Consider the following 7,896-nt stretch of genomic DNA (forward strand, 5'->3'; position numbering starts at 1 on the left):
AAAAGATATAAACAATTTCCAAAGAATCATTAATATTATTGAGGATATTGGTGACGTGAGGAGCAAATTTACTCATTATAATTATATTAGCAAAACTTCCCAAGATGATGTTATGTTCTTATTAATTTATTTTGGTCAATTTTTAAGGTGGTGTGAGGAATATGGATACATATAATCCTAAAGAATTAACTAAAAAAATTGAAAAGATTCTAAACCAAGAATACGAAAGAGAATACCCTTACGAAATTGAAAAAGAATTAAACAATTTAGTTAAAATTGCAATTGAAAATAATGATGAAGACAACAAAACCAAGATATTGTGGGAAATTGACTTATTGAATAGAGTTATTGGGCATAGTGGATTGTACAATGGGAAAGAAGTTTCTGAAATCTCAAATAAATGGAAATATTATCTTGAAAATAAGGAATTCAAACCTTTTTCAAATCCTCCATTTTGTGAATGGTCTTCAGAAGCAATTGATTATTACAAAATTAGGTTTGATAAAACAAATAGTTCTCTTTCAAAAGCAAGATATGCTTTTGCCATAATGGTTTTTAGTCATGACAAAAATAGAGTGGAATGGGTAAAAAAATCTATCGAAAATTGGAAAAAAACAGCTGAAAAATATGTAAATAATGGAAAATATGCAGAGTTTTATGAGATTCCTCCATTTGCATACGATTTTGCATTGGGGTTGTGCACATCATTTTCTTTAGAAGAATTATTTAAAGAGGTATTTCTATCTATCCATAATTCAATAATTGAAATAATTAATAATGGTGAAAATCGATGGCAATTAGAGTTTTTTATTGTCGAAATTAAATACCTAAATAAAATTGATGATGAGACTATTAATAAAGAAAGCACATCTCAAATCAAAAATATAATCTCAGAAATAAAAAGTAGAACTTATTCCCAATCTAAGTTTCATTTTTTGAGGACTTATTTAGATTTGTTAACGAATTATATTTGTGGTACCGAAGAAATATATGAAATAAATAAAGAAATAGCTGAATCATTTATATTAGAATCTGAGGGTCAAACAGATTTTGGACTCAAAGTTAGTTTGTACGTTCAGTCGGTTAAAAAATACAAACAAATGCAAAGCATGTTTAATAATCATCTGGAAATTAAAAAACGAATAGAAACTTTAACACAATCAATAAACGAATTCAAAAAATATGTTAAATATAAAACAATTAGTGCTAAGCTTAATTTACCAAATGAAGAAATTGAAACTTATTTTCAGTTGTTAAAAACTAAAAATGAGGATCCGATAAAACTTTTGTTATCCGATTTATATTTTATCCCTAATTATGAACTCTTTAAAACCAACACAGTTAAACAAAAGGAAGAAGGAGGATTGTTATTCATACTTCCTGTTGTGATCCATAGAAATGGTTTGCCGGTAATACAGTACACAAACGAGGAGGAGATTTTTAAATATAAGGTGCGAAGTAATATACAATTTGCTCTTAAGTTGGGTGCGTTTATGTTAAATGAAATATTATCAAAAATAGAAAAAGAAGGCAGCGTTAATACTTATAATTATTTAATAGAACTTGTTAATTCCAAAGAATTAGAAGATATTAAGCCTACTCTAAAATATGGTTTTGAATACATTTTTATAGAACCTAAAAATTCCATTGCTGGTTTACATATAATTATTCCTTATTTTGAAGAAATCATAAGAAGGATTATAATAAAATCTGGTAAAGTGGATCTTGTTTTAGAAAGCCATAAAGAAAAATATTTTAGAAAAATTGAATTGGGTACCTTATTAGTAGATGAAAATGTTAAAAACATCATTGGGGAAGATTTTCAAAAGTCTTTGAAAGTTTTGTTAACAGATACCGATCAAATGAATATGAGAAATGATCTTTTGCATGGTTTAGTGGCTTCTAATAAAATAACGGAGTCGGAAACCAAATTTTTTGGATTTTGTCTATTAAAATTAATTAAAATTTTACATGAGATGCCAGATTCCAACATTCAAAATTGTCAACACAAAGATGATAACAATGAGAAAAGCGATAACTGAAGATGAGATTGAACAAGCCATGCTAGAACTGTTAAAAGAACAAGGTTACAAAGTGATCAATGGTCCAGTCATTGCACCTGAACCTGACGGAACAGAACCTGAAAGGGAAAGATACTCAGACGTTATTTTAAAAGATAGATTAAAACAAGCAATAAAGAAAATTAATCCAGAGTTACCAGAAGATGCTCACAATGATGCTATTAGAAAAATATTATCTTTTAATACTTCAAACATATTTAAAAACAATCAAATATTCCATGATATGTTAATTAATGGTATTGACATTGAATACAAAAAAGGGTCAAGAATTGTTGGTGATAAAGTTTGGTTAATAGATTTCCAAAAACCAAACAATAATGAATTCTTAGCAGTTAACCAATTTACAATTATAGAAAATAACAATAATAGGAGACCTGACGTTATTATTTTCATTAATGGATTACCATTAATAATTATAGAACTAAAAAATCCAGCTGATGACAAAGCTACTATTTGGTCAGCTTTTAACCAATTACAAACATATAAAGAAGAAATATCAAACATTTTCAATTATAATGAAATATTAATTTGTAGTGATGGAAATGAATCAAGAACAGGTACATCTACTTCTAATAAAGAAAGATTTATGCCTTGGAAAAGTATAAATGGTAAAACTTATGATAAGATATCTGATAGTCAATTAGAAATAATGGTTAAAGGGATGTTAAATAAAGAAACATTAATTGATTTGATAAGATTTTTCATTGTTTTCAAAGGTGACAGCAAAATATTATCTGCATATCATCAATACAATGCAACGAATAATGCATTTAAAAATACTCTTAAAGCAACTAAATCTAATCAAAAAGCAGGTATTGTTTGGCACACTCAAGGTTCAGGAAAAAGTCTTACCATGGCTTTTTATTCTGGAAAACTTATTCAAGCGTTAAACAATCCCACAATAGTAGTTTTAACAGATAGAAACGATTTAGACGACCAATTGTTTAACACTTTTGCTGAATGTAACAATTTACTAAGACAAAAACCAAAACAAGCTAAATCTAGAGATAGTTTAAAAAAATTACTTAATGTTGATTCAGGGGGAGTAATATTTACCACAATCCAAAAGTTTTTTCCTGAAGAAAATAAACTTAAATTCCCTACTCTATCAGATAGAAAAAATATTATTGTAATCGCAGATGAAGCACATAGGAGTCAATATGGTTTTGATTTGAAAATGGATTTTGATAATAACTTAATGAGATATGGGTATGCGAAATATATCAGAGATGCGTTACCTAATGCATCATTTATTGGATTTACAGGAACACCCATTGAACTTTCGGATAGAAGTACTCCTGCAGTTTTTGGTAATTATGTAGATGTTTATGATATTAAAAAATCAGTTAAAGATAATATGACTGTTCAAATTTATTATGAAAGTAGACTTGTTAAACTTGATCTTAAACCAGAAGAAGTATTGAATATTGATCCAGATTTTGAAAAAGTTACAGAAGAAGAAAAAGAAGAAATTAAAGAAAGATTAAAAAGTAAATGGGCAAGATTAAAGGCAGTTGCAGGAACTGAAAAAAGATTAAAACGAATTGCTAAGGATATTGTTAAACATTTTGAAAATAGAATTATCAATCTTGAAGGTAAAGGAATGATTGTTTGCATGAGTAGACGGATTTGTGTAGAACTTTATGAGGAATTAATTAAATTAAGACCAGAATGGCATAGTAAAGAAGAGGATAATGGATTTATAAAGGTGGTAATGACTGGATCTGCTACAGATCCGGTTAAATGGCAACAACACATTAGGAATAAAGAAAAAAGAAGGATGTTAGCAGATAGGATGAAAGATCCAAAAGACCCATTAAAATTAGTTATTGTATGTGATATGTGGTTAACTGGTTTTGATGTACCTTGTTTACATACAATGTATATTGATAAACCAATGGTGGGGCACACATTAATGCAAGCTATTGCCAGAGTTAATAGGGTTTATAAGGATAAACCAGGGGGATTAATTGTAGATTATATAGGAATTGCTAAATATCTCAAGGAAGCAATGAAAATATATACTGAAAGTGGAGGAAAAGGTAAACCAGTTTTCAAACAAGAAGAAGCTATAAAAGTGATGTTAAGCGAATATGAAATAATTAAGGACATATTTTACCAATTTAATTATTTAAAATTCTTTGAAGGGAATAATAAAGATAAATTACGGATGATACCATTAGCAATGGAACATATATTAAAACAAGAAAATGGGAAAGAGAATTTTTTAAAACATACTAAAAAATTAAATAAGGCATTTGCATTATCTGTTCCATCAGATGAAGCTATAGAAATAAGGGATGAAATTGGTTTTTTTGAAGCTGTTAGATCAAGTATTGTTAAAAACACTTTAACTACTGAGATACCTACAGAAGAATTAGACAGTGCTATACAACAGATTGTATCAAAATCTATTGTTTCAGATAGAGTTGTTGATATCTTTCAAGCAGTGGGGATGAAAAAACCAGATATATCTTTATTATCAGACGAATTTTTAATTGAAGTTAAGGAAATGCCACAAAAAAATCTTGCTTTTGAAGTTTTAAGAAAACTTCTTAATGATGAAATTAAAATTTATAAGAAAAAAAATCTTATCAAAAGTCGTTCTTTTGCAGAAATGTTAGAAAAAACTATAAAGGAATATACTAATAAAAATATTGATTCTGCTGAAGTTATAGAGGAATTGATAAATATAGCAAAACAAATGCGTGAAGATGAACAGAAAGGGAAAGAATTAGGCTTAACAGATGATGAAAAAGCATTTTATGACGCATTAGCAGATAATGAAAGTGCTACACAAGTATTAGGTGATGAAACCCTTATGATAATTGCTAAAGAACTACTTAAAACGTTAGATAAACAATTTACTGTTGATTGGACTATTAGAGAACATGTAAGAGCAAAATTGAGAATTGAGATAAAACACATTCTTAGGAAATATGGTTATCCGCCTGACAAACAAATATTGGCAACTGAAACAGTACTTGAACAAGCAGAATTAATGGGGAAAAATAAATAAATTTAAATGTATTTTATATGTGATTTGATTTTATTAGATTTATAAAATAATACAATTAAACTATTTAGATAATATATAAAACTCCAGAACAAACCAATAAAAATTATATTTTTTAAAAGTAAATAGTCTCCTTCTAAATTTATAGGAACTGAATTAATAATTAAAAGAAGTATAATTAATAGTGTTGAAATAAAAAGTATATTATGTATATTTCTATCTTTTATAGAAGCGATTTCTTGGTAATATGCAATTTTATTTTCACAAATATCAATATTTTCTAAGTATTTTTTATTTTCAATGTTAGATTCTTCTTTTTTCTTTAATTCATGTATTCTCTTTTTTAATTCTTTTGTATCTTTTTCATTTAACTTTCTTAAACTTTCAGACACTTGATTAAGTATCACTATCCCATAAAAAATTCCTACAAAAGTCAATAATGAACCAAGAAGTAGATTTAAGCTAGTTAAATCTATAGGTCCAGTATTAACATCATTAATATAAATAAGAGATATTACCATCAATAAAAAACAAATCCCCAAATTAAATTTATGCAATATGTCAACTAATTTTTCTATAAATGCCATAACTTTTTTTAATTGTCAAACTTTAAATAGTTTTCCAAAAAATCAAATAAAAAGTAATAAAAACTTATGTTTCTCAATATATTTATGAAAAATAAATCAATTTTACTAATTGGGATTTTAATTTTTGGATTATTTTTATTTGGTTGTATTAATCCAGAAAATAAAAATAATTATATGGTTCAGAATACAGAACTTAATGTTAATAAAATTAGTCCTATCAATTCATTAAATATTGATTCTATTAGTTGCTCCTGGATTGGAAATAAAATAAGTTGTAGTGGGGATATTGTATCTTCCCTAGAAGAAAATCAATATATTGAAAATTTAGGAATTGAAATGTCTTGTTACACAGTAGGAGAAGGTTGTGTAATTGGAAGTTCTGAAAAGAAAAATTTTGGAAAAACAACAGGAAAACAAATAATTCCTTTTAATTTAAAATGCGATTTATCAAATGAACTTATTAATTTATTAAATTTGAATAAAGAAAAAATATACGTGGAATTAGAAATATCTCAGATGACTGAAGGAAAAGTTCAAATAGTTGGTGAAGATTCTGTTTGTTCAAAATATTCATTAAATTAATTGAAAAAATGAATAAAAGATTAAATAAGATATAAGTTTTAAAATACAAAAACTATTTTAAATTTTAAAAAAAGAGGGTAGGAATGAAAGAAATTCATAAATATAGTTCTGTTATTATCGGAACACTTTTGGTAATTTTTTTATTTGTTTTGTTTAATGCATTTACAGAAATAAAAATTGAAGAAACAAGAATAATTTTTGAAAGTAATAAAACACCTGAAGAATGTAATTTTACAGATATTCCTACTATCCAATCTACAGTTAATATGGATAGAGAATGTAAAGCTTTTAATAATTTAAGGGAAACACAAGCGTATCTCCTTACAAAATTTATTTTATTATTACTTATCTTATTCTCTTTATTCATGTTTATTAATTTAATTTACAGTTCATTTAAAAAATTCTCTGAAAACATTAAAAACAAAAAAAGAAACAATTTATCAAAATACACTCTTAATTTTATAATAATATTAATTAATTTCTCTTTTTTAATTATTATATCTGCATATGCTACTACTTCTGGTCTTTATGAGTTTGAAGGAATAGAATTTTATTACCTATGTAATATGTATTTTATATTATATTTTTTTATTGGAACAATTGTAGTTTTATCAATAATATTACCAGACTTGCATGAAAAAAATATTTTTTGAAATACTTTTATTTTAACCCTTTCAATTTTTCCATGAAAATCTTCTGGACTTCTGGGTCTTGCATAAGCGCATTCATTACTTCATCTGCTTCATGGCGCTTTTCTTATATTTTTATAAATACCTTTTTTCAAATACTAAATCACTTAAAATACCCAATTTAGACTTTGTTTTTTATGTGTATGAGAGGTTTAATATATAAAAATAAAGAAATAAGAAAAAGAGTTTTACTCTTCTATGTGCTCTACAATCCCTACAAATCTAATATATTTTATTAAAGAATAACTAAATTATATATACTTACTAAATATTTTTAAGTGAATTTATTAGCGTTTTAATTAATGAACTAAAAAACTTAAAAAGAGGAAGGGAATAGTATATATCATGGGTGAAATATTAAATCTAGTTGAGAATTCAAAAGCTATAAATTCTAATCTTTTTTCTCGTCAGAGAATATTAATTTTAAAAAGTTTAGAAAGCTTAGACCAAGAAGGTGCAGTATTTAGACAATTAAAAGCATTTTTAGAGCTTGATGATGGTAGTTTAGCTTCCAGTTTAAAAATGCTTGAAGAAATAGGATTTATAAAAAGTAAAAAAATAAAATTAGAGAATAAAAATATGACTCAGTACTTTATAACAAATCATGGGAAGGAAGAATTTAATATATTTAAAAAATGGTTAGGCGAGGTAATCGAATGAAAAAATTAGATAGATTATTAATATATTTAAACGAATTAGGAATAAAACCAAATTTAGACAGTTTTGAGAATAAATTAATAATTCAAAAAACAGCTTGCTTATTAAAAATGCTGGGTTTTGATATTAATTATACATTTTCTTTATATGTAAGGGGGCCTTATTCTAAAGATCTAACCCAAGATTTATATAATAATTTAAACCCCTCAAAAGGAAAAGTCTCTAAAAATGAAAAAGAAAAACTTAAAAAATTTAAAGAAATTACTGAGATGGATCCAAAATAC

7 protein-coding genes are annotated in these 7,896 nt (G+C 25.9%); 6 read left to right on the plus strand and 1 reads right to left on the minus strand.

Annotated features, from left to right (window positions below; all coding sequences use genetic code 11):
* Positions 1–161: 161 nt before the first annotated feature.
* Both WC356_06915 and WC356_06920 read left to right on the plus strand, forming a co-directional pair.
* Complete coding sequence (locus tag WC356_06915) at positions 162–2,042, plus strand: DUF4209 domain-containing protein (GenBank protein ID MFA5382874.1); 1,881 nt, start codon at positions 162–164, stop codon at positions 2,040–2,042.
* Complete coding sequence (locus tag WC356_06920) at positions 2,023–5,100, plus strand: type I restriction endonuclease subunit R (GenBank protein MFA5382875.1); 3,078 nt, start codon at positions 2,023–2,025, stop codon at positions 5,098–5,100. Before WC356_06915 ends, WC356_06920 begins: the two co-directional genes overlap by 20 nt.
* Before the next feature lie 2 nt (positions 5,101–5,102).
* Here WC356_06920 and WC356_06925 read toward each other — a convergent pair whose 3' ends face one another.
* Complete coding sequence (locus tag WC356_06925; GenBank protein ID MFA5382876.1) at positions 5,103–5,684, minus strand: hypothetical protein; 582 nt, start codon at positions 5,682–5,684, stop codon at positions 5,103–5,105.
* An 84-nt stretch (positions 5,685–5,768) separates the two neighbouring features.
* Between WC356_06925 and WC356_06930 the strand changes: the two genes are divergently transcribed.
* From WC356_06930 to WC356_06945, 4 genes are all read left to right on the plus strand, one after another.
* Entirely contained in the window at positions 5,769–6,266 is a 498-nt protein-coding gene (locus tag WC356_06930; protein MFA5382877.1) for a hypothetical protein, read from the plus strand.
* 83 nt (positions 6,267–6,349) lie between these two features.
* Positions 6,350–6,919: a hypothetical protein gene (locus WC356_06935; GenBank protein ID MFA5382878.1), complete on the plus strand. Its 570-nt coding sequence runs from the start codon at positions 6,350–6,352 to the stop codon at positions 6,917–6,919.
* A gap of 381 nt (positions 6,920–7,300) precedes the next feature.
* Positions 7,301–7,615 carry a transcriptional regulator gene (locus WC356_06940; protein ID MFA5382879.1) on the plus strand — a complete coding sequence of 105 codons (315 nt, stop codon included), beginning with the start codon at positions 7,301–7,303 and terminating at the stop codon, positions 7,613–7,615.
* On the plus strand, positions 7,612–7,896 hold a 285-nt coding region (locus WC356_06945), incomplete at its 3' end, for a hypothetical protein (GenBank protein ID MFA5382880.1). The genes WC356_06940 and WC356_06945, both read left to right, overlap by 4 nt.

It is taken from the genome of Candidatus Micrarchaeia archaeon (assembly GCA_041653315.1).
GTDB lineage: Archaea > Micrarchaeota > Micrarchaeia > Anstonellales > JAHKLY01 > JAHKLY01.

Excerpts from the sequence above, each read along its gene's own strand:
- WC356_06930 (MFA5382877.1), top strand. The coding sequence starts at position 5,769 with ATGAAAAATAAATCAATTTTACTAATTGGGATTTTAATTTTTGGATTA.
- WC356_06935 (MFA5382878.1), top strand. The coding sequence starts at position 6,350 with ATGAAAGAAATTCATAAATATAGTTCTGTTATTATCGGAACACTTTTG.
- WC356_06915 (MFA5382874.1), top strand. The coding sequence starts at position 162 with ATGGATACATATAATCCTAAAGAATTAACTAAAAAAATTGAAAAGATT.
- WC356_06920 (MFA5382875.1), top strand. The coding sequence starts at position 2,023 with ATGAGAAAAGCGATAACTGAAGATGAGATTGAACAAGCCATGCTAGAA.
- WC356_06925 (MFA5382876.1), bottom strand. The coding sequence starts at position 5,684 with ATGGCATTTATAGAAAAATTAGTTGACATATTGCATAAATTTAATTTG.
- WC356_06940 (MFA5382879.1), top strand. The coding sequence starts at position 7,301 with ATGGGTGAAATATTAAATCTAGTTGAGAATTCAAAAGCTATAAATTCT.